The organism is Streptomyces sp. NPDC054757 (genome assembly GCF_053612185.1).
This window is the reverse complement of sequence record NZ_JBSHBW010000034.1, coordinates 60,704-81,310: the sequence shown is the minus strand read 5'-3', so window position 1 is coordinate 81,310 and position 20,607 is coordinate 60,704. Positions and strand designations below refer to the sequence as shown.

Annotated in this window: 17 protein-coding genes; 6 read left to right on the top strand and 11 right to left on the bottom strand. The window is 70.4% G+C overall.

Going from position 1 to position 20,607, the window contains the following annotated elements; translation table 11 throughout:
* Positions 1-52: 52 nt before the first annotated feature.
* The 6 genes from argH to ACWGKJ_RS29985 are packed head-to-tail and all read right to left on the bottom strand — an operon-like array spanning position 53 to position 5,946.
* Positions 53-1,348 (bottom strand): argininosuccinate lyase, encoded by a 1,296-nt coding sequence (argH, locus tag ACWGKJ_RS30010; protein ID WP_385032535.1) that lies wholly within the window; start codon positions 1,346-1,348, stop codon positions 53-55.
* Positions 1,349-1,373: 25 nt separating this feature from the next.
* Entirely contained in the window at positions 1,374-2,063 is a 690-nt protein-coding gene (locus tag ACWGKJ_RS30005) for an AroM family protein (protein ID WP_385032532.1), read from the bottom strand.
* Positions 2,060-3,310 carry an imidazolonepropionase gene (gene hutI, locus ACWGKJ_RS30000; RefSeq protein WP_385032529.1) on the bottom strand — a complete coding sequence of 417 codons (1,251 nt, stop codon included), beginning with the start codon at positions 3,308-3,310 and terminating at the stop codon, positions 2,060-2,062. Before hutI ends, ACWGKJ_RS30005 begins: the two co-directional genes overlap by 4 nt.
* A complete protein-coding gene (locus tag ACWGKJ_RS29995; protein WP_385032526.1) occupies positions 3,307-4,242 on the bottom strand; it encodes an ABC transporter substrate-binding protein in 936 nt (311 codons plus the stop codon). The genes hutI and ACWGKJ_RS29995 overlap by 4 nt, the downstream gene beginning before the upstream one ends.
* Positions 4,242-5,018, bottom strand: a complete 777-nt coding sequence (locus tag ACWGKJ_RS29990; protein ID WP_385032522.1) for an amino acid ABC transporter ATP-binding protein — start codon at positions 5,016-5,018, stop codon at positions 4,242-4,244. Before ACWGKJ_RS29990 ends, ACWGKJ_RS29995 begins: the two co-directional genes overlap by 1 nt.
* Positions 5,011-5,946 carry an amino acid ABC transporter permease gene (locus ACWGKJ_RS29985; RefSeq protein ID WP_385032519.1) on the bottom strand — a complete coding sequence of 312 codons (936 nt, stop codon included), beginning with the start codon at positions 5,944-5,946 and terminating at the stop codon, positions 5,011-5,013. Before ACWGKJ_RS29985 ends, ACWGKJ_RS29990 begins: the two co-directional genes overlap by 8 nt.
* A 169-nt stretch (positions 5,947-6,115) precedes the next feature.
* Here ACWGKJ_RS29985 and ACWGKJ_RS29980 point away from each other — a divergent pair, with 169 nt between their 5' ends.
* Together ACWGKJ_RS29980 and ACWGKJ_RS29975 are read left to right on the top strand one after the other, a co-directional pair.
* On the top strand, positions 6,116-7,762 hold the full coding sequence (locus tag ACWGKJ_RS29980) for a PucR family transcriptional regulator (protein ID WP_385032516.1): 1,647 nt from the start codon (positions 6,116-6,118) through the stop codon (positions 7,760-7,762).
* 84 nt (positions 7,763-7,846) lie between these two features.
* On the top strand, positions 7,847-8,548 hold the full coding sequence (locus tag ACWGKJ_RS29975) for a Clp protease N-terminal domain-containing protein (protein WP_385032514.1): 702 nt from the start codon (positions 7,847-7,849) through the stop codon (positions 8,546-8,548).
* Between the two features lie 161 nt (positions 8,549-8,709).
* Here the strand turns inward: ACWGKJ_RS29975 and ACWGKJ_RS29970 are convergent, their stop codons facing one another.
* Positions 8,710-8,874: a hypothetical protein gene (locus ACWGKJ_RS29970; RefSeq protein WP_385032511.1), complete on the bottom strand. Its 165-nt coding sequence runs from the start codon at positions 8,872-8,874 to the stop codon at positions 8,710-8,712.
* Positions 8,875-9,402: 528 nt separating this feature from the next.
* Positions 9,403-9,651, bottom strand: coding sequence for a hypothetical protein (locus ACWGKJ_RS29965; RefSeq protein ID WP_385032508.1), 249 nt, complete (start codon positions 9,649-9,651; stop codon positions 9,403-9,405).
* A gap of 419 nt (positions 9,652-10,070) precedes the next feature.
* Between ACWGKJ_RS29965 and ACWGKJ_RS29960 the strand changes: the two genes are divergently transcribed.
* Both ACWGKJ_RS29960 and ACWGKJ_RS29955 read left to right on the top strand, forming a co-directional pair.
* Positions 10,071-10,826, top strand: coding sequence for a DUF3472 domain-containing protein (locus ACWGKJ_RS29960; protein WP_385032505.1), 756 nt, complete (start codon positions 10,071-10,073; stop codon positions 10,824-10,826).
* A gap of 195 nt (positions 10,827-11,021) precedes the next feature.
* Positions 11,022-14,018 carry a bifunctional [glutamine synthetase] adenylyltransferase/[glutamine synthetase]-adenylyl-L-tyrosine phosphorylase gene (locus ACWGKJ_RS29955; protein WP_385032502.1) on the top strand — a complete coding sequence of 999 codons (2,997 nt, stop codon included), beginning with the start codon at positions 11,022-11,024 and terminating at the stop codon, positions 14,016-14,018.
* A 223-nt stretch (positions 14,019-14,241) separates the two neighbouring features.
* On the opposite strand, the gene ACWGKJ_RS29950 is transcribed toward ACWGKJ_RS29955, so the two are convergent.
* The 3 genes from ACWGKJ_RS29950 to ACWGKJ_RS29940 all read right to left on the bottom strand — a co-directional run bounded on the left by ACWGKJ_RS29950 (position 14,242) and on the right by ACWGKJ_RS29940 (position 17,937).
* Positions 14,242-15,177, bottom strand: coding sequence for a phosphatase PAP2 family protein (locus ACWGKJ_RS29950; protein ID WP_385032500.1), 936 nt, complete (start codon positions 15,175-15,177; stop codon positions 14,242-14,244).
* 68 nt (positions 15,178-15,245) lie between these two features.
* On the bottom strand, positions 15,246-16,307 hold the full coding sequence (locus tag ACWGKJ_RS29945) for a LacI family DNA-binding transcriptional regulator (protein WP_385032497.1): 1,062 nt from the start codon (positions 16,305-16,307) through the stop codon (positions 15,246-15,248).
* Positions 16,308-16,332: 25 nt separating this feature from the next.
* Positions 16,333-17,937 (bottom strand): glycoside hydrolase family 13 protein, encoded by a 1,605-nt coding sequence (locus ACWGKJ_RS29940; RefSeq protein WP_385032494.1) that lies wholly within the window; start codon positions 17,935-17,937, stop codon positions 16,333-16,335.
* Between the two features lie 291 nt (positions 17,938-18,228).
* On the opposite strand from ACWGKJ_RS29940, the gene ACWGKJ_RS29935 reads away from it, so the two are divergent.
* Both ACWGKJ_RS29935 and ACWGKJ_RS29930 read left to right on the top strand, forming a co-directional pair.
* Positions 18,229-19,500, top strand: coding sequence for an extracellular solute-binding protein (locus tag ACWGKJ_RS29935; RefSeq protein ID WP_385032491.1), 1,272 nt, complete (start codon positions 18,229-18,231; stop codon positions 19,498-19,500).
* A gap of 79 nt (positions 19,501-19,579) precedes the next feature.
* A complete protein-coding gene (locus ACWGKJ_RS29930; protein WP_385027432.1) occupies positions 19,580-20,560 on the top strand; it encodes a carbohydrate ABC transporter permease in 981 nt (326 codons plus the stop codon).
* The last annotated feature ends 47 nt before the right edge of the window (positions 20,561-20,607 follow it).

Sequence of the window (20,607 nt, the reverse complement as noted above, 5' to 3'; positions counted from 1 at the left end):
GCATCGCGCCGCCGGCCCGGAGCCGTCCCGTTCGCCCTGACGGCCGCCGCGCCTACGCCAGGAGGTCGTCGAGGCGCGCCTGGAGCCGGTCGAGCTGCTCCCGGTAGGCGGCCGGCATGCCCCGCGCGTCACGTGCGGCGACCGCTTCGTCGACCGTGGGCGATGCGAACCGCTCGCCCGCGGCGACCCGCGCGGCCACGGCATGGTGGGCGTCACGGAAGGTGCTTCCCTCGGTGACGAGGCGCTCCGCCACATCCGTCGCCACCGTGCGCCCGTCCGCCGCGGCCGCGTGCATGGTGTCGGCGTTGAATCCGATCGTGGCGTAGGCCAGCGAGAACACCTCGGTGGACTGCCGTACGGCGTCGGTCTGCTCGTACGCCTCCGGCCTGGTGTCCTGCAGGTCGCGGTTGTACGAGAGCGGAATCCCCTTGTGCAGGGCGAGCAGCCCGGTGAGCCTGCCGATGGCGATGCCGGTGCGTCCCCGCACGAGTTCGGCGACGTCGGGGTTCTTCTTCTGCGGCATCATGCTGGAACCGGTCGCGACGGAGTCCGCCAGTTCCGCGAAGGCGAACTCCTGCGAGGTCCACAGCACAAGCTCCTCGGCCATGCGCGAGAGGTGCACCATCGTCACCGTCGCCGCGTAGCACAGGTCGAGCAGGAAGTCCCGGTCGGATACGGCGTCGAGGCTGTTCTCGAAGCTCGCCGTCATGCCGAGTTCGTCCGCGCTGAACTCCGGGTCCAGACCGAGACTGCTTCCCGCGAGAGCCCCCGCGCCGAGCGGAGAGACGGCGGCGGCTTCTCCGGCGGCGTCGAACCGGGTGATGTCACGCAGGAGCGCGGTGGCGTGGGCCGCGAGGTGGTGCCCCAGGGTGATCGGCTGCGCGCGCTGCAGGTGGGTGTAGCCGGGGAGGATCAGTTCTCCGTCGCTGCGCGCGCGGTCGATGAGGGTCTGTACCAGCTTGCCCACCGAGTGCGCCGCCCCGGTGGCGGCGTCCCGCGCCCACAGCCGGGTGGCCACCGCCGTCTGGTCATTGCGGGAGCGGCCGGCGTGCACGCGCTTCCCGAGTTCGCCCAGGCGCTCGACGAGGATGCGCTCGATCATGGAGTGGATGTCCTCGTCGCGGTCGGGGGCGAACTCGACCTGGGCCAGCGCGTCCTGCAGCGCCCGCGCATCGGACGCGTCGAGCAGCCCCTGGCGTTCGAGCATGCGGACGTGCACGATCGAGGCCCTGAGGTCGTACGGCAGCAGCCGCCGATCCTGTTCGACGAGCACGCTGAAGTCGAACACCTGTGGATCCAGGCCGCTTTCGAGTCGGCCGCTCCACAGGGGCTTGGGTCGGGTGGTCATTCCTACTCCGTTTCGTTGGGTCTGGTCAGCGTGCGTGGCGCTCGGGGACCGGCGCGGTGAGCGCGGCGAGCGCGTGACCGAGCACGACGGTGGGGCAGATCACCGGGAGACCGGAGCCGCGTGCGGCTTCCGCCTGGTGCCGGGCGCCGAAACCCATGCAGTCCAGTACCAGGAGCGTCGCGCCGGAATCGGCCAGCTCGCGTGCGGCCTCGGCCACGGGCGGCCCGTCGCCGTACGGGTCGGCCGCCGCGTACAGCGCTTCCGGATCATGGCGGGCCCAGGACTCGGGCGCCTCGGCCAGGTCGGACGGCAGGCTGATCACGCCCAGCCGCTGGCCCTGCGCCGCGGCGGCGACCGTGCCGTGCAGGAGGGCGCCGGAGTCGAGGAGCAGCAGCCCCTCGCGGCCGATGTCCGGGAGTTCGCCGGTGCACAGATAGGCCGCGAGTCGTACGTCGGACGGCAGCCTGGCCACGGCCGCCCGCAGCAGTGACGGCAGCGCGTCCTTCCGCATCACGAGGGTGCTGCCGTCGGCGAGCCGTGTTTCGATGCCCGCCCGGCCCGCCGGGGCCGCCAGCTCGCCGAGCCCTTCGGACGACAGGCCGTCCAGAGCGCCCTCACACACCAGCGGGACGTCAGCGCCGAGGATTCCGGCGAGGGCCGGCTCGATGTCGGGCCGCGGGCTCTGGCCGATGGTGAGCAGACCGATGGGCCTCATGCGGCACCGCCCAGGACGACGCGACCCTCGATGACCACCGCACCGAGCGGCGCGGTGCCCATGCTGACGCAGATCTCGTTGGGATGCGGGCAGTCGACGATGGTGAGATCGCCGCGCTTCCCGATGTCGATCGAGCCGCGGTCGTGGCCGCGGGCGCAGGCATACGCGGCGTTCAGGGTCGTCGCGGTGATCGCCTCGGCCGGGGTCATCCGGAACCAGCTGGTCCCGAGCGCCAGGCTGAGCAGCGTCGAAGTCGGGTGGAGGGCGGAGCAGTAGTCGGTCGCCAGCGCCACCGGGACACCCTCGTCGATGAAGAGCCGGGCGTTGGCCCGGCGGTCGTCGAGGTAGAGCTGCTCGGCGACCGGCAGCAGCACGGCGACCGTGGAGGTGGTTCCCACCTCACGGATCTCGGAGTCGGGGGTGTAGGTCAGGTGGTCGGCGGCGACCGCGCCGCCGGCGACCGCCGTCGCCCAGCCGCGCGAGGCCGCGTTGGCGTCGGCGTGCACACGTGCGGGGAGCCCCGCCTTCCGGGAGGCGGCCAGCAGCTGCGCGGCGGTGCTCTCATCGAAGACCCCTTCCTCGCACACGAGGTCGTGCAGATCGGCGAAGCCCTGCTCGGCCACGGCGGGGAGCATCTCCTCCCGTACGAGCCGGGCGTAGCTCTCCGCGTCCGCCGCCTCGGGGGGCACCACATGCGCACCGAGGAAGGTCAGCACCAGGGACTGCGGCGTCGTGGCGCGCGAGCGGTGCAGCAGGCCGAGCGCGCGGAGTTCCTGACGCGTCGACTGTCCGTACCCCGTCTTCACCTCGACGGTCGTGGCGCCGCCGCGCAGCAGCCGCGCATAGGTACGTGCGGCATCGGAGAGCAGCGCATCGTCCTCGGCCTCGCGGGTGTGCAGCACGGCCGCGCCTATCCCGCGCGGCGCGGCCGCGTCCTGCGGGACCGTGCCGGAGAGCTTCTCCGCGTACTCGCGATGCCGGTCACCGCCGAAGAGCGGGTGGGTGTGGGACTCGACCAGCCCCGGCAGAACGGTGCGTCCGCGAGCGTCCAGCGTCGGGGCGGGGCCCGCGGCGCGCAGCACCTCATCGGTCGGTCCGGCGGCGACGATGCGGCCCGCCCGGATGGCGACCGCGCCGTCGGCGAGTATCTCCACCTCGCCCTGTGCCTTCCCGCGCCTGGGCCCGCCGTCGTCCCGTACGAGTACGAGGGCGGCTGCGCCCACCACGTTGAGGTCTTCTCCGCTCATTGCCTTCCCTTCAGGTTCAAGCCGGGCTTCGGTATCGCGGACCCCTGCAAGTTCCAGGTCCTCAGCAACTCGGCGTACACGCCGTCCGCGAAGAGCTTGCGGGCGGCACTGAGCACCGCCGTCGTGAGTTGCTTCTTCTGCTTGGAGATCGCGATCGCGTACGGGGCGGGGTTCAGCGGCTTTCCCAGCCGGACGAAGGTGCCGGGCGCCTGCTTCATGACGTAGGCCAGCGTCTCCGGTTCCTGTACGGAGGCGCCGACCCGGCCCTGTTGCAGCTGGAGCCGGGCGCTGGCCGACGAATCCACGCCGACGATCCTGATCGGCGGTTTCCCGGCCGCCACGCACTGTTCGGCGCTGAACTTCTGGATCGTGCCGTAGTTGTCGGTGGTCTTGCTCAGTCCGATCGACTGGCCGCACAGCTGCCGAAGGTCGTGCTGGGCGCCCGCCTTCCGGGTGGTGGTGAAGACCTGGGCGCCGGACTGGAAGTAATCGATCATGTCCAGGGTCTGCTCCCGGGCCTTCGAGTCGGACAGCCCGGAGATCACCAGGTCCACGCGGTCGGTGTTCAGCGAGTTGATCAACTGGTCGAACGGCGAGACCGACACCTTCAGGCGCACGCCGAGTGTCCTGGCCAGTGCCTGGGCGAAGTCCAGGTCGAATCCGTGCATCTCGTCGGAGCCCGGTGGCCGGAACTCCATCGGCGCGAAGATCGGGTTCAGCCCCAGGACCAGGCGGCCTCTCCTGCGGACATCGGCGGGCAGCATCTGCCGCAGCCGCGGGTCGGCCCGTACGGCGTCGAGCGCCTTCCGGTTCGACGGCGGATGCAGCGCAGGGGTGTCCCGCGGGCTGCCGCATCCGGCGACGGCGAGCAGCATGACGACGGTCGGCACGATCAGCGTGTGCAGCCTGCGCCGCTTGGTGGGGATCGCCATCACAGCACCTTGGACAGGAAGGAGCGGCAGCGGTCACTCCGGGGGTTCTCCAGCACGTCGGAGGGATCCCCCGCCTCGACGATCACACCGCCGTCCATGAAGGCGACCGTGTCGGCGACCTCACGGGCGAAACCCATCTCGTGGGTGACCACGATCATCGTCATGTCGCGCGCGGCGAGCGCCCGCATCACGCCGAGCACATCGCCGACGAGCTCGGGGTCGAGCGCCGAGGTCGGTTCGTCGAACAGCAGCACTGCCGGGTCCATGGCCAGTGCCCGTGCGATCGCCACCCGCTGCTGCTGGCCGCCGGAGAGCTGCGAGGGGTAGTTGCCCTCCTTCCCGGCGAGGCCGACCTGGGCGAGCAGCTCACGGCCACGCTCCGCGGCCTCCGCCTTCGGGCGCCCGAGTACGTGCACCGGCCCCTCGATCACGTTCTCCAGCGCGTTCATGTGCGGGAACAGGTTGAAGTGCTGGAACACCATGCCGACGCGCGCGCGGAACGAGGCGACGTCGCGCTCGCCGAGCTGGTGGAGCTTGCCGCCCCTTCTGCGGTAGCCGACGAACTCTCCGTCGACTTCCAGCACACCGCCGTCGATGGCCTCCAGCCGGTTGATGCACCGCAGGAAGGTGGACTTGCCCGAACCGGAGGGGCCGATCAGACAGCACACCTCCCCGGCCGACACCGAGAGCGAGACCCCGTTCAGCACATCGACATGGCCGAAGCGCTTGCGCACCTCGCGGGCGTAGACCAGTGGTTGCTGTGGCTGCTCATCCATGTGCGTCTCCTGTCCGCCGGTTCCCCCGCCGCGTACGCCGCGTCGAGGTCATCGCCTTCCACACTGTTTCGGCCAGCGTCGGGCTGGAGCCGTGCGTGCTACCGCGGTTGAACCGCCGCTCGACGAAGTACTGCGCGATGCTGAACACCGAGACGACGACCAGGTACCAGACGGCCGCTACGATCAGCAGCTCCATCACCTTGCTGTTGATGAAGTAGATCTGCTGGGCGCTGTTGAGGAGTTCGCTGAAGGAGATGGCGCTGGCCAGCGCGGATGTCTTGAGCAGATTGACGAAGTCGTTGCCGAGCGGGGGGACGACCACCCGCATCGCCTGCGGCAGCACGATCCGCCGCATGATGCGCATCGGCCGCATCCCGATGGCCATGGCCGCCTCACGCTGGCCCGGGGCGACCGAGGAGATCCCGGCGCGCACGATCTCGGCGATGTAGGCGCCCTCGTTGACGCCGAGTCCGAGCACCGCGGCCACGAACGGCGTGATCAGCGACACCGTCGGTACGCTTCCCAGGCCGGGGAGACCGATGCGCGGCAGGATGATCGCGAGGTTGAACCACATCAGCAGCTGCAGGTACACCGGCGTACCGCGGAACAGCCACACGTACAGCCACGAGATGGTCCGCGTGACCGGGTTCTCGGAGAGCCGCATCAGCGCGAAGACGACCCCGAGTACGACGCCGAGCACCATCGAAACGACGGATATGAGGACCGTGTTGCCGAGGCCCTCAAGGATCACGCCGATGGTGAGGAACGAGCGGACCGTCCTCCAGTCGATCGAGCTGTGACCGAACAGCCACACTATGTATCCGAACACCACGAGCGCGATGGCGCCGTAGATCCACCGGCCGTAGTGACGCAGCGCCACCATCTCCGGCTCGCCCCGGAGAGTCGTCTCCGGGGATGTCTGCACCATGGTCTCCCCTTTGTTCGTGCTGGATGGCTGAGTTTGTTCGTGCTGAATGGCTGGGCGGCGCCTCTTGTGCGGGTGCCCGGTGGTCACTCTCCACTACGGCGTACGGAGCCCGCATGCTCGTGACGGAGGAAACATGGGGCTTGGATTGCTCCTGTGCGAGCATGCTCGGGTGACGACTCTTCATGAGCTGCTGCGGGGTGTCGGCGCGCGACGGCTGCGGCTGCGCACCGCGGAGGGCGATGACCGTTCGATATCCGGCCCGGTCTTCGTCCATGAGCGCCCGCCGGCCGGGTGGGACGACCACGACCCCCTGGCGGGGAGCTGCCAAGGGGGTGTCGCCCTGCTCGTCGGTGCGGTCCCGCAGGGTCCGGCCGTCCAGGAAACGGTCCAGTCGCTCACCGCGAGCGGCGCCGAGGCGGTGGTGATCCGGGCGTCACCGCACGCCGGGCTCGCAGCCGCCGAACTCGCCCGTGGTTGTGAGGACGCCGGTATCGCCCTGCTGGAGCTGACCGATGAGGTGCCCTGGCTGGATCTGGCCGGGCAGCTCAGAGACGTCCTGACGACCACGGCATCGGCGGTGCCGCAGTTGGGCACGGGCGCCGGCGAGGGCGTCGCCGACCTGTTCGCGCTCGCCGACATGATCGCCGCGACGGTCGGCGGCGCCGTGGCGATCGAGGACCAGCACGAGCGGGTACTCGCCTATTCCAGCCTCGCGGACCAGCCCACGGACGAGGTCCGCAGATCATCGATCCTCGGCAGGCAGGTGCCCGATCTGCCGTACAACCCGAACACCTATGAGCGGCTGCTGAAGTCCGCATCCGTGGTGCGGTTCGCCGGGGTTGCGCCGACCCTGCTTCCCAGGCTCGCCGTCGCCGTACGGGCGGAGGGCGAACTGCTCGGCGCGTTGTGGGCCATCGACGCGGGAGGGGACCTCGGCGCCGCGGCGGAAGACGCGCTGCAGCGTGCCGCGAACCTCACCGCGGTCCATCTCGTGCGGGCCCGCCAGGCCCGGGACGCCGAACAGCGGCAGCGGACCCGGGCACTGGGAGCCATGCTCGGCGGCACGATGACACCGAACTCCTGCGCGGCGCAGCTCGGCGCCGACGTGTCGGCCACGGCGGTCGTCGTCAGCTTCGGCGTCGCGGCCGGGGAGCGCTCGCCGCGATCCGTCCCGGCACGGCTCGCCCAGGCGGCCCACAGCCACTTCGAGGTCTACCGCAGGCCCGCGCTGTGCGGGGTGGTGGACGACCGGGCCTATGCGGTGCTCGCGGAACCCCAGCGGACCGGAGAGCTGCTCGGACTGATCAGGTGGACGGCCGCGAACGCGTCGGTGGCGCTCGGTACGGCGGTGCAGGCGGGCGTCGGCTACGACACCGCGAACTGGACGGCGCTCCCACGGGCACGCCGGGACGCCGACCGGGCCCTGCGGGCCGTCTCGTCCGACCCGTCGAGCGGTCCCGTCGCCACCTGCGCCGATGTAGCCGGCCGCGTCGTACTGGAGGAACTCGCGTCCGACCCGAATGAGGCGCTCGCCGACCCCGTCCCCGCGGTGGCGGCGATGCTCGACCACGACCGCCGGTTCGGCACGCACTACGCCCGCACGGTCCACGCGGTACTGGCGCACGGTTCTCGCGGCGGCAGCGACGCGGCGACGCTGCTGAAGGTGCACCCGACCACACTGCGCTACCGCATGCGGCGCGCCGAGGAACTGTTCGGTCTCCAGCTCGACGACCCCGACGCCCGCCTCGTCACCTGGCTCCAGCTGCGGCTCCGCGGTACGGCGGATTCCGTCCGCACCCGCACCGCCGGGCGCTAGCGGAGACGCCCGTCGTCCGTACGGCGAGCAAGTCATCGTCAATTACATCTTGACGATCCTGGATCGTCAATTTAAAGTTGACGCATGAGTCCACTCGACATCAGCCTGGCCGACCTGATCGCCCGTCTCGACGCGGAACTCCCCGACGCCGGCGAACTGGCCCACGTCAGCGAAGCGCGACTGCGCGCCCAGACCCTGTCCGACCTCGGTGACCAGCTCATCGACCACTACGTCAACAAGGCCAAGCGGACCGGCGCGTCCTGGACCGAGATCGGCGACGCCATCGGGGTGTCCAAGCAGGCCGCCCAGCAGCGTCACGCCCCCGGCCCCTTCGAGCGGTACACGAACCTGAACCGCCACTGCATCGTGCTGGCGCAGGAGGCCGCCCGTACGCACAAGCACGACACCATCGGCACCGAACACATCCTGCTCGGCCTGCTCGGTGAACCGCAGGGCCTGGCCTACGAGTTGCTGACCGCCAAAGCCGGGTCGGAGCAGCGCGTCCGCGACGCGATCGGGGAGGCGATGCCGCCGGCCGGACAGAAGGCGCTGCGGGGTCACATCGCATTCCGCCCGGAGAGCAGGGAGGCCATCGAACAGGCCCGCAGCGCGTCGGCCGCTCTCGGCCACGACTGGGTCGGCACGGAACACACCCTGCTGGGCCTGCTCCTGACGGAGGGAAGCCCGGCTGCGCGGATCCTGGACGACCTCGGCTTCACTCCGGACGAGCTGCGCGAGGCGGTCAGGGCCGCGGTCGCGGAACGGTCGGCCGGGCGGGACGAGTAGGCAATTAGGGGTGAAACGGCTGGTCCGGGCGGAAACTGCGCCGGGGTCGGAGCCAGTCCCAGCGGAAGAATACGAGCGGCACCCTCACGGTGAGCCGGACAGGGCCAAGGCCCCGGCGCGAGCACGCCGGGGCCTGAGCGGAGTTGACTGGATCGTCTCGATCAGTGGGGGGTGTCATCACCGGCGTCGCAGGAGCACTCCGCGCTCTCCACGACGTCGTCCGGGTCCGGGACGGCGGTCACCGAGGAAGTGGCGACGAGCGGGGCGGCGCTGCGGGCCGAGGCCGGCGGGCCGGGGAGGATGGTCACCGGTACGGGCGGGGTCATGAGGCGTTCTCCTGAGTGACAGGAGAAAGAATGCAGCGCTCCTCGGCATGCGTCAGGTCGCCTCTCCACCACCCGTCCGGACTTCGTTGCCGCGGCCCGTACGAGGTGGTTCACCGGGGAGCCCGGACTCAGTGCAAGTGCGGTTGCCTCAGCCTTGGTTGTGAGCCGTGCCAGGACGGGTTTCGTGCGTGTCCCCGGAGCCGTCCACGAGGGCACAGTGGATGACTGCCGTGCGTAGTTGTGGGAGGCGAGTGGGTGCTCGCCGGACGATCCCGGGAGCCGGACCGGGCCGGTCGTACGGATCGGTGGCATGACCACTCCGGCGTTCCGCTGCGCGGCCAACGCACCACAGCTGCACGAGGCTTACGACCAGTTGGCCGGGGCATGGCCGCCGACGACCGGACGAGCCGCACGCCGACAAGGGCGACGACTACGACCAGCAACCGCCATAGCCGCCACACTCAAGACCGTCACCCACACCCCTGCGGTTCAACTCATGCTGAAAAACTGAGCACATGCACGGCAGGCTCAGCAGGAAGGCGCGCAGTGCTGTGTCGCCTGGACATCGAAGCAGTACCCCAAGGCGGCGAGCCCCGCGACGGCCGCCGCCAGTCCGAGGGCAGTGCGCCACCGGCCCCGTACGGCGACGTAAACAGCCAGGGCGGTGGCGGTGCCGCCGAACACCATGACCGGCAGGCCCAGCAGGAGCAGGTCCGGGTTGGTCTCGTCTTCGAAACCGCCGGAGAGCCCTCTTCGGCCGTACGGGAGCCAGGCCATGCAGCCGGCAAGGGCACCGAGTACCGCTGTCAGGCACCCCGCGGCGCCGGTGGCGGCTACGCGCCGGGCCGTGTGTCCGGTTTCCGTGGACGGAGAGATGTCTCGCCGGGGCTGGGCGGTTCCGCCGGCCCGGACGGGACTGGTCCGGCGTTCCGTCCGGAACAAGAGCAGCTCGGGCACGCCGCGGGTCTTGTGCCCGCCGCGCCGGCCGGCAGTCACCGGGGAGCCCGGTCAACCCCGGTCAGGTGGCTCTTGGACTTTGGCGGTGCGGTGCTTGTCCTTTTGTCACCGGTCGGGCAACAGCCGTTGACGGGTGTCAGTTGGTGCGTGAACGTGCTTGTTCAACGCCTCTGGTGAACAGAACCGCTCACCCTCGGGCTGTACGGACACGTGAACTCCACCCCCACACAGGAGACACCATGCGGATCCGGCACCTTCTCACCACCGGAACACTGGCCACCGCGGCGGGCGCCGCCGTGCTGCTCATGGGGCCCGCGGCCCCCGTACAGGCCGCCGACACCGGCCAGACCCCGGGTACGTACGCCTACTGGAGCGCGCCCTCCGACGTCACTTCGGTCTCCATCCCGATGACGCTCCAGCACTCGCCGGGCAACTACAACGCCTACTGGTCGACCCAGTTCGACTTCGCGGGCAGCGGTGCCTCCGGCTACATGGGGTTCCAGACCCACCGGGACGGCGGGGGGATGTTCCTCGTCTCGATCTGGAACGGGACCGAGGCCACCGCGGGCGGTTCCGGCACCTACTGCCAGGACTTCGACGAGAGCGGCACCGGCAAGACCTGCCGACTCGACCAGCGGCCCGTCGAGGGGCACCAGTACGCGATGGAGGCGGCGCAGCAGTCCGGCTCGTACTGGAAGTACTCCATCGTCGACAGGACGGCGGGCACCACCACCGTCCTCGGGACCATCAAGATCGACGGTGACCATCCGATGGCCGGCTCCAGTTTCAACAGCTGGACCGAGTACTTCGACTGGAACAACCCCGCCACCGTCTGTGCCGACGCCAAGTACTCCAAGCTGCTCTTCGGTATCCCCACCACCAGTGCGGGCAAGGGGACTTACAACTCGTCCAGCCTCAGCGACACCTGCCAGTCCATCGCCAAGGTGACCCTGGACGCCTCCGGGGCGACGGAGGAGAACGGCATCGGGCAGTAACCGGGCCTGCCCCCCGGCATCCCGCCCCCTTCGCACCCCGGCACCCCCGGCAGCCGGGTCCCCCGAGGACCCGGCTGCCCACTTCGCAGCGCGATGCGGCAGCGCCACCGCAGCCCGCTGCGACTACGCTCGGAACCGGACTTCGATCAACCGGTGTTCCGGGCAGCCGGGTGCCACAGGACGAGAGGCGGCAGCATGAGCGTGCCGGGACGCAGAGGCAGTACGTTCACCCGGCTGCTCCGGCACGGTTTCACCGACCCCGCGGCGGCCGAGCGGCTGCTCGACGCCCCCGAGCTGGCCGCCGTACGCAACGACCCCGTCCTCCTCGACGCCCTCGGTGCCACCGCCGACCCGGATCTCGCACTGCTCGGTCTGGTGCGCATGGCCGAGGCGCAGCAGCCCGACGAGCGGCAGACACTCCTCGACACGCTGATCGCGGCCAAGCCGCTGCGCGACCGGCTGCTCGGCGTGCTCGGCGCGTCCGAGGCGCTCGGCGACCATCTGGCCCGGCACCCGCACGACTGGCACGCCCTTGTCACGTACGAGACGGCCGACCTGCACCCCGGCGTGCCCGAGTTCGAGCAGGGGCTCGCCGGCGCGACCGACGCGGTGGAGCTGCGGATCGCCTACCGGCGGTGTCTGCTGGCCATCGCCGCCCGGGACGTCTGCGGTACGACCGACGTCAGGCAGGCCGCGGCCGAACTGGCCGACCTCGCCACCGCCACCCTGCGCGCCGCCCTCACCCTCGCGTCCGCCGAGGCCCCCGAGGACGCCGCGCTCTGCCGCCTCGCCGTCGTCGCGATGGGCAAGTGCGGCGGCCACGAGCTCAACTACGTCTCCGATGTGGACGTCATCTTCGTCGCCGAGCCCACGGACACCGGGGAGGACGCCGACGAGACCGGGGCGATGCAGGCCGCCACCCGGCTCGCCGCGCATCTGATGCGGATCTGCTCCGACACCAACATCGAGGGCACCATCTGGCCCGTCGACGCGAATCTGCGGCCCGAGGGGCGCAACGGACCACTGGTCCGTACGCTCTCCAGCCATCTCGCCTACTACGACCGCTGGGCCAAGACCTGGGAGTTCCAGGCGCTGCTGAAGGCCCGCGCCGTCGCCGGTGACGCGGCGCTCGGCGCCGAGTACACCGAAGCGGTCGGACCCCTGGTGTGGCAGGCGTCCGAGCGGGAGAACTTCGTCGCCGACGCGCAGAAGATGCGCCGCAGGGTGATCGACAACATCCCCCCGGACCTCGTCGAGCGCGAGCTGAAACTGGGGCCCGGAGGGCTGCGGGACGTGGAGTTCGCCGTCCAGCTCCTCCAGCTCGTACACGGCCGCAACGACGCGACCCTGCGCAGCGGGAACACCCTGGAGGCGCTGGAGGCGCTGGCCAACGGCGGCTATGTCGGCAGGACCGACGCGGCGCAGCTGGACGAGGCGTACCGCTTCCTGCGCACCATGGAGCACCGGATCCAGCTGTACCGCCTCCGGCGCACCCACCTGGTGCCCGACGATCCGGCGGATCTGCGCAGGCTCGGGCGCTCGCTCGGGCTGCGCGCCGAACCCGTCGCGGAACTCACCAGGGCGTGGAAGCGGCACGCCACGGTCGTCAGGCGGTTGCACGAGAAGCTCTTCTACCGGCCGCTCCTGGACGCCGTCGCGCAGCTGGCGCCCGGCGAGAACCGGCTCAGCCCCAGGGCGGCGGGCCAGCGCCTCGAAGCGCTCGGTTACGCGGACCCGGTCGGCGCCCTGCGGCATCTGGAGGCGCTCTCCTCCGGGGTCTCCAGGAAGGCCGCCATCCAGCGCACCCTGCTGCCCGTCCTGCTCGGCTGGTTCGCGGACTCCGCCGACCCGGACGCCGGACTGCTCGGCTTCCGCAAGGTCTCCGACGCGCTGGGCAAGACCCCCTGGTATCTGCGGCTGCTGCGGGACGAGGGGGCGGCCGCCGAGAATCTCGCCCGGGTCCTGTCGGCCGGCCGGCTCGCTCCCGACCTGCTGCTGCGGGCCCCGGAGGCGGTCGCGCTGCTCGGCGCGAGCGGCGGGCTCGCGCCGCGGCCCCGGGAGACCCTGGAGCAGGAGGTCCTGTCGGCCGTCGGCCGGGCCGAGACCCCCGAGGGCGCCGTCGCCTCCGCGCGCGGAGTGCGCCGCCGTGAGCTGTTCCGTACGGCGGCGGCCGACCTCATCGGCTCGTACGGCACCGAGGAGAACCCGGCCGAGTCCGACCCCGGGGCGCTGGTCGACCGGGTCGGCAACGCGGTCACCGATCTGAACGCCGCCACCATCGCGGGCGCGCTGCGGGCCGCCGTACGGGCGCGGTGGGGCGACACCCTGCCCACCCGGTTCGCGGTCATCGGCATGGGCCGCTTCGGCGGCCACGAGCTGAGTTACGGCTCGGACGCCGACGTCCTCTTCGTACACGCGCCCCGGGAGGGTGTGGACGACCAGGAGGCGGCCCGCGCCGCCAACGCCGTCGTCACCGAGATGCGCAGGCTCCTCCAGCTGCCGACCGCGGATCCGCCGCTGCTGATCGACGCCGATCTGCGCCCGGAGGGCAAGAGCGGCCCGCTGGTGCGGACCCTGGCGTCGTACGCCGCGTACTACCGGCGCTGGTCCGGCGTCTGGGAGAGCCAGGCGCTGCTGCGCGCCGAGCCGATGGCCGGCGACGCCGAGCTGGGCCGCGGGTTCATCGAACTCGTCGACCCGCTGCGCTACCCCGTCGAGGGGATCGGTGAGGACGCCGTACGCGAGATCCGCCGCCTCAAGGCCCGGATGGAGTCCGAGCGGATGCCGCGCGGCGCCGACCCGACGCTCCACGCCAAGCTGGGCCGGGGCGGGCTGAGCGACGTGGAGTGGACCGTGCAGCTGATGCAGTTGCAGCACGGCTGGGAGGTGCCGGGGCTGCGGACCACCCGCACCAGGACCGCGCTGGCCGCCGCGCACGCCGCGGAGCTGATCACCACCGAGGACGCGCAGACCCTGGACGAGGCGTGGGTGCTGGCGTCGCGGGTGCGCAACGCGGTGATGCTGGTGCGGGGGAGGGCGGGGGACACGTTCCCCACGGACGGGCGGGAGCTGGCCGCGGTGGCGCGGTACCTGGGGTACGAGACGGGGCATGTCGGGGACATGCTGGATGACTACCGGCGGGCTACGAGGCGGGCGCGCGGGGTGATGGAGGAGCGGTTCTACGGGGGGTAGGGGTGGGTGGTGCCGCTGGCTGTGGGGTGGTGCGGGTCGTGTGCTCGGGGCTCCGCCCCGGACCCCGGTCCTCAATCTCCCCCGGCTACCGCCGGGAGGTGCCCCCAGGACGGGCTTGATTTTGGGCTTCAGTCCCCGGACGGGCTTGTACCGGCCCCGGTCCTCAATCCCAGGACGGGCTTGATTTTCGGGCCTCAGTCCCCGGACGGGCTTGAACGCAGCCTCAGTGCTCCGACGGGACCGACTTGGCCCGGACCGACCTCGCCCTGACCGACCTCGCCGGGACCGGCTTCAGGGTGCCGTGGATGCCCTGGGTGAAGGTGCCGCCCGATCTGACCTTTTCCGGGACCCGGGGGAGGCGGTGCGGCAGGGCTCCGTACCAGGCGTACGAGAGGCCCGTGCCGAAGGCCAGGCAGAGGACGCCGCCCACCGCGTCCAGCCAGAAGTGGTTGGCCGTCGAGACGATGACCAGCAGGGTCAGGGCGGGGTACAGCAGGCCCAGGATCCGCACCCACGGGGCGCGGGCCAGCGCGAAGATGATCAAGCCGCACCAGAGCGACCAGCCGATGTGCATCGAGGGCATCGCCGCGTACTGGTTCGACATGTTCTTGAGGTTGCCCGAGGCCATCGAACCCCAGGTGTGGTGCACCAGCACCGTGTCGATGAAGTGGCTGTGGTTCATCAGGCGCGGCGGCGCGAGCGGGAACAGGTAGTAGCCGGCGAGGGCCACCGCGGTGGTCGCGAAGAGCGCCAGCCGGGCCGCCGCATAGCGCCCGGGATGGAAGTGGAACAACCAGACCAGGACGCCGATGGTCATGATGAAGTGCAGCGTCGCGTAGTAGTAGTTCATCGCGATGATCAGCCATGTCACCGCATTCACGGCGTGGTTGATGTGCTGCTCGACCGAGATGCCCAGAAGGTGCTCGGCGTGCCAGATCCAGGTGGCGTTGCGCAGCGCCTCCGCCTTCTGCTCCGGAACCGCGTTGCGGATCAGGGAGTAACCCCAGTAACTCACCGCGATCAGCAGTACTTCGAACCAGATGCGGGGGCGGCGGGGCGCACGCAGACGCCCGATGACGGAGGTGTGGGGCTTCTTGGCCACGACGGTTGACGCGGTGGCCTGTTGGCCGTCCAGTGTCTTCACGGTCGTTTCACCCATAGGGGAAGAGTCTGCCAGAAACTCGGCTTCCCCCAGATCATCCCTCGGGAGGGACGCGCCCGCACCTGCTACGCCGTGTTGACGCCTTCGCCCCGTGATTCCGGGCCTGCGGCGGATCCCGGCCCGGAGGCGGTGGAACCACGGACTACCAGCTCGGTCATAAAGACGAATTCGCTGTGCGGTGCGGGGGTACCGCCGACCTCTTCGAGCAGAGTGCGGACCGCGGCCTGGCCCATGGCGGTCACCGGCTGTCGAATGGTGGTCATCGGAGGGTCGGTGAACGCTATGAGCGGGGAGTCGTCGAAGCCGACGACCGAGATGTCGCGCGGCACCTCGAATCCCAGCTGCCGGGCGGCCCTGATAGCACCGAGTGCCATCATGTCGCTGGCGCAGACCACCGCCGTGCAGCCCGCTGAGATCAGCTCGGACGCTGCTGCCTGTCCGCCTTCCAGCGTGTACAGCGAGTGCTGGATCAGCTTCTCGCTCTCGGTCTCCGAGAGCCCGAACCTGGCCCGCATCTCGGCCTGGAAGCCCTCCGTCTTGCGCAGCACGGGTACGAAGCGCTTCGGCCCGAGCGCCAGCCCGATCCGGGTGTGGCCGAGGGAGGCGAGGTGCGTGACGGCCAGCCGCATCGCGGCCCGGTCGTCGGGCGAGATGAAGGGCGCCTGCACCTTCGGCGAGAAGCCGTTGACCAGGACGTACGGCACGCCCTGGGCGCGCAGCCGTTCGTAGCGGCGCATATCGGCCGTGGTGTCCGCGTGCAGCCCGGAGACGAAGATGATGCCCGCCACCCCGCGCTCCACCAGCATCTCGGTCAGCTCGTCCTCGGTGGAGCCGCCGGGGGTCTGGGTGGCGAGCACCGGCGTATACCCCTGCCGGGTCAGGGCCTGCCCGATGACCTGGGCCAGCGCCGGGAAGATCGGGTTCTCCAGCTCCGGCGTGATCAGGCCGACCAGACCGGCGCTGCGCTGCCGCAGCCGCACCGGACGTTCGTAGCCGAGTACGTCGAGTGCGGCGAGTACGGACTCGCGGGTGGCCGCCGCTACCCCCGGCTTGCCGTTGAGGACCCGGCTGACCGTCGCTTCGCTGCCCCCCGCCTGGGTTGCGATGTCGGCAAGCCGTGCGGTCATGGGAAGGGACTGTACCGGGCGCGTGTCAGATTGCCCACCAGGTGCAGGAATCACCGGGAATGCGCACCGATTCACCGGAGATGTCCGGGGCGGCCGACGAGAGCAGCGGACGGCCCGGTACGCGCAGTTCGACCGCGCCCGGCAGGGTGTTGACGGTGCAGACGAAGCCGGGCCGGCCGAAGACGAGTACCCCAGGGGGGCCTTCGAGCCAGCTCATCGGACCGTCACCCAGTCCGTCCAGCCGGCGCCGGAGCGCGAGCGCCGTCCGGTACAGCTCCAGCGTCGAGTCCGGGTCCCCGGTCTGCGCCCCGACGGAACGCGCCCCCCAGCCCTCCGGCTGCGGCAGCCACCCCGGTCCTGGCCCGAAGCCGTACGAGGGCCCTTCGGCGGTCCAGGGGATCGGCACCCGGCAGCCGTCCCGCAGCCCGTCCTGTCCCGCGCCGCGGAAGAACGACGGGTCCTCGCGCAGCTCGTCGGGGAGGTCGGTGACCTCGGGCAGCCCCAACTCCTCGCCCTGGTACAGGTATACGGAGCCGGGCAGCGCCAGCATCAGCAGCGCGGCGGCGCGGGCCCGGCGCAGCCCGGTGGTGCCGCCGCCGTACCGCGTCACATGGCGTACGACGTCGTGGTTGGAGAGGACCCAGGTGGTGGGCGCCCCCACCGATGCGGTCGCGGCCAGCGACTCGTCCACCACTGTGCGCATCGCCGCCGCGTCCCAGGGGCAGCGCAGGAACTGGAAGTTGAAGGCCTGGTGCAGTTCGTCCGGGCGTACGTACAGGGCGAGGCGCCCGGCGGACGGGGCCCACGCCTCCGCGACGCCGACCCGCTCGCCCGGATAGGAGTCGAGCAGCTTCCGCCAGGCGCGGTGGATCTCGTGCACACCGTCCTGGTCGAAGAAGGGGAGCGTCTGGGAGCCGATCATCCGTACCTGCTCGGCGGTGCCGATGTCGGGCAGCCCGGCGGCCTTGACCATGCCGTGCGCCACATCGACACGGAATCCGTCCACGCCGCGCCCGCCGAGCTCCAGCCAGAACCGCAGGATCGCCTCGAACTCCGTACGCACCTCCGCGTTCTCCCAGTTGAGGTCGGGCTGCTCGGGGGCGAAGAGATGGAGGTACCAGGAGCCGTCGGACACCCGGGTCCAGGCGGGGCCGCCGAACACCGACTGCCAGTCGTTGGGCGGGAGTTCACCGTCGGCGCCGCGTCCGGGCCTGAAGTGGTAGCGGTCCCGGGCCGGGCCGCCGGCCAGCGCGTCCCTGAACCACACATGGCGGTCCGACGTGTGGTTCGGCACCACGTCCACGATGACCCGCAGTCCGATGCGGTGCGCGGTGTGCAGCAGCGACTCGGCGTCGGCCAGTGTCCCGAACAGCGGGTCCACGACCCGGTAGTCGGCGACGTCGTACCCGCCGTCCGCCTGCGGCGACGCGTAGAAGGGGGTGAGCCAGACCGCGTCGGCGCCCAGCTCCGCGAGATACGGCAGCCGCTCCTCGATGCCCCGCAGATCGCCGATGCCGTCACCGTCGCTGTCCGCGAAGGACCGTACGTACACCTGGTAGATGACGGCGTCCCGCCACCATCGGGTACGGGCCCCGGACGGGGTGGCCGCGCCGGTGAGCTGCTGCGTCATGGGGTGATCCCTTTCGGAAGTCCTGCAACGTACGGGACAACGCCGGTGCCCTCCGAAAGTAACAGCCTTGCAAGGACTTGCGAAGGCCGCCGCAGCCTCTCCCGCCCCGCTTCAGAAGCCCTCATGCCCTGTTTGGCAAGGGCCTTCACGGCAACCGTGCGGACACATGGAGGTAACGAAACCGGTTCCTTGCAGAAAAACTTCGCAAGCTCTTTCGGTCTTCTTTCATCCTTGTTACGTTCCTCCTCGACCCGGAGCCGTGATGGAGCGGCACCCCTCGAAGGAGTTCACATGCGACGTGGCATAGCGGCCACCGCCGTGGTTGCGGCCCTGGCGCTCGCGGCGACGGCTTGCGGCGGCGACAGCGGTAGCGGCAAGGCGGACGGTCCCACCACCATCACCTGGTGGGACACCTCGAACGCCACGAACGAGGCCCCGACCTACCGGGCGCTGGTCAAGGAGTTCGAAGCGGCGAACAAGGGCATCAAGGTCACCTACGTCAACGTCCCCTTCGACCAGGCCCAGAACAAGTTCGACACCGCCGCCGGGGCCAAGGGCGCCCCGGACGTGCTGCGCTCCGAGGTCGGCTGGACCCCCGCCTTCGCCAAGAAGGGCTACTTCCTCCCGCTGGACGGCACCGAAGCCCTCAAGGACAAGGCGCACTTCGAGCCCAACCTGCTGAAGCAGGCACAGTTCGACGGCAAGACCTACGGCGTCCCGCTGGTCACGGACACCCTCGCCTTCGTCTACAACAAGGCGCTCTTCGCCAAGGCCGGCATCACCAAGGCCCCCACCACCTGGGGTGAGCTGAAGAGCGACGCGGCCGCGGTCAAGTCGAAGGCGAAGGTCGACGGCTACTGGGCCAGCACCGCCGGGTACTACGCGCAGCCCTTCCTGTACGGCGAGGGCACCGACACCGTCGACCTCGCCCACAAGAAGGTCACCATCGCCGGCGCCCCCGCGGTCAAGGGCCTGGAGACCTGGAAGGGCCTCTTCAGCGGCCCCGGTCTGCACAAGCCGGACACCACGGCCGACGCCTACGCCCACCAGCAGGACGCGTTCGTCAACGGCAAGGTCGCCTCGATCATCCAGGGCCCCTGGGAGATCACGAACTTCTACAAGGGCTCGGCCTTCAAGGACAAGAAGAACCTCGGCATCGCCACCGTCCCGGCCGGTTCCACCGGCAAGGCGGGCGCCCCGACCGGCGGCCACAACCTCGCCGTCTACGCGGGCTCCGACAAGGCGCACCAGGCCGCCTCGCTGAAGTTCCTGCAGTTCATGACCTCGGCGAAGAGCCAGGAACAGATCGCGCTCAAGAACTCCACGCTGCCGACCCGCTCCGACGCCTACACCTCCGAGGTCACCGCCGACCCCGGGATCGCCGGGTTCCAGAAGGTGCTCAGCGCCTCGCAGCCGCGGCCCGAACTCCCCGAGTACAGCTCGCTCTGGGGTCCGATGGACACCGAACTGCCCAAGGTCGCCGACGGCAAGGAATCGCTCCAGGACGGGGTCAAGGCCCTGAACGAGGCCATGGCCAAGCTGGTCCCCGACTTCACCAAGTGATCGCCCGGCCGCCGGATCCGCGCACCGTGCGGATCCGGCGGCCGGACGTCGAGCCGAACCCCCTGGAAAAGGTGTCAAGATGACCGTTGCCGTCGCAGGCGCGCGCGCCGAGCGCCGTGGGCCGGTGCAGCGCATCAAGCAGTCCTGGCAGAAGCACTGGTACGCCTATGCGATGGCGGCCCCGGTCGTCGTCGTGCTCGGTGTCCTGGTGGGCTACCCGCTGGTCCAGGGCCTCTACCTGACCCTCACCGACGCGAACAGCCTCAACTCGGCCCGCACCATCGGCGTCAACCACATCGACGCCACCTACAGGTTCATCGGTCTGCACAACTACGCGGACATCCTCTGGGGGCCGACGGCCTGGGACCGCTTCTGGTCCCACTTCCTGTGGACCATCGTCTGGACCGCCGCCTGCGTGGCCCTGCACTACTGCATCGGCCTCGGCCTGGCGCTGCTGCTCAACCAGAAGCTGCGCGGCCGCACCTTCTACCGGATGCTGCTGATCCTGCCCTGGGCCGTGCCGACCTTCGTCACCGTCTTCTCCTGGCGGATCATGCTCGGTGACTCCGGCATCGTGAACTCGCTCCTCGGCAGCCTCCATCTGCCCCAGCCCGCCTGGCTGGAGGAGCCGCACTTCCAGCAGCTCGCCGCGATCATCGTCAACACCTGGTGCGGTGTGCCCTTCATGATGGTGTCGCTGCTCGGCGGACTCCAGTCGATCTCCGCCGACCTGTACGAGGCCGCCGAGATGGACGGCGCGAGCCCCTGGCAGCGCTTCCTCCATGTCACGCTGCCGGGCCTGCGTTCGGTGAGCTCCACCGTCGTCCTGCTCGGCATCATCTGGACGTTCAACCAGTTCGCCATCATCTTCCTGCTGTTCGGCAACGGCGCACCGGACGCCCAGATCCTCGTCACCTGGGCCTACCGTCTCGGCTTCGGCCAGCAGCCCAGGGACTACGCCCAGTCCGCGGCGTACGGCGTGCTGCTGCTCTCCATCCTGATCGTCTTCACCTCCTTCTACCGGCGCTGGCTGGCCCGTAGCGAGAAGGCCGCCGGCTGAGCCCGGCCGGCAACCAGAAGCGGCCGGAAACCAGAAGACACGAAGGC

What these genes read in the sequence shown, in the direction of transcription:
- argH (WP_385032535.1), bottom strand. Translation starts at nt 1,348, where the DNA reads ATGACCACCCGACCCAAGCCCCTGTGGAGCGGCCGACTCGAAAGCGGC.
- ACWGKJ_RS30005 (WP_385032532.1), bottom strand. Translation starts at nt 2,063, where the DNA reads ATGAGGCCCATCGGTCTGCTCACCATCGGCCAGAGCCCGCGGCCCGAC.
- hutI (WP_385032529.1), bottom strand. Translation starts at nt 3,310, where the DNA reads ATGAGCGGAGAAGACCTCAACGTGGTGGGCGCAGCCGCCCTCGTACTC.
- ACWGKJ_RS29995 (WP_385032526.1), bottom strand. Translation starts at nt 4,242, where the DNA reads ATGGCGATCCCCACCAAGCGGCGCAGGCTGCACACGCTGATCGTGCCG.
- ACWGKJ_RS29990 (WP_385032522.1), bottom strand. Translation starts at nt 5,018, where the DNA reads ATGGATGAGCAGCCACAGCAACCACTGGTCTACGCCCGCGAGGTGCGC.
- ACWGKJ_RS29985 (WP_385032519.1), bottom strand. Translation starts at nt 5,946, where the DNA reads ATGGTGCAGACATCCCCGGAGACGACTCTCCGGGGCGAGCCGGAGATG.
- ACWGKJ_RS29975 (WP_385032514.1), top strand. Translation starts at nt 7,847, where the DNA reads ATGAGTCCACTCGACATCAGCCTGGCCGACCTGATCGCCCGTCTCGAC.
- ACWGKJ_RS29970 (WP_385032511.1), bottom strand. Translation starts at nt 8,874, where the DNA reads ATGACCCCGCCCGTACCGGTGACCATCCTCCCCGGCCCGCCGGCCTCG.
- ACWGKJ_RS29965 (WP_385032508.1), bottom strand. Translation starts at nt 9,651, where the DNA reads ATGGCCTGGCTCCCGTACGGCCGAAGAGGGCTCTCCGGCGGTTTCGAA.
- ACWGKJ_RS29960 (WP_385032505.1), top strand. Translation starts at nt 10,071, where the DNA reads ATGCGGATCCGGCACCTTCTCACCACCGGAACACTGGCCACCGCGGCG.
- ACWGKJ_RS29955 (WP_385032502.1), top strand. Translation starts at nt 11,022, where the DNA reads ATGAGCGTGCCGGGACGCAGAGGCAGTACGTTCACCCGGCTGCTCCGG.
- ACWGKJ_RS29950 (WP_385032500.1), bottom strand. Translation starts at nt 15,177, where the DNA reads ATGGGTGAAACGACCGTGAAGACACTGGACGGCCAACAGGCCACCGCG.
- ACWGKJ_RS29945 (WP_385032497.1), bottom strand. Translation starts at nt 16,307, where the DNA reads ATGACCGCACGGCTTGCCGACATCGCAACCCAGGCGGGGGGCAGCGAA.
- ACWGKJ_RS29940 (WP_385032494.1), bottom strand. Translation starts at nt 17,937, where the DNA reads ATGACGCAGCAGCTCACCGGCGCGGCCACCCCGTCCGGGGCCCGTACC.
- ACWGKJ_RS29935 (WP_385032491.1), top strand. Translation starts at nt 18,229, where the DNA reads ATGCGACGTGGCATAGCGGCCACCGCCGTGGTTGCGGCCCTGGCGCTC.
- ACWGKJ_RS29930 (WP_385027432.1), top strand. Translation starts at nt 19,580, where the DNA reads ATGACCGTTGCCGTCGCAGGCGCGCGCGCCGAGCGCCGTGGGCCGGTG.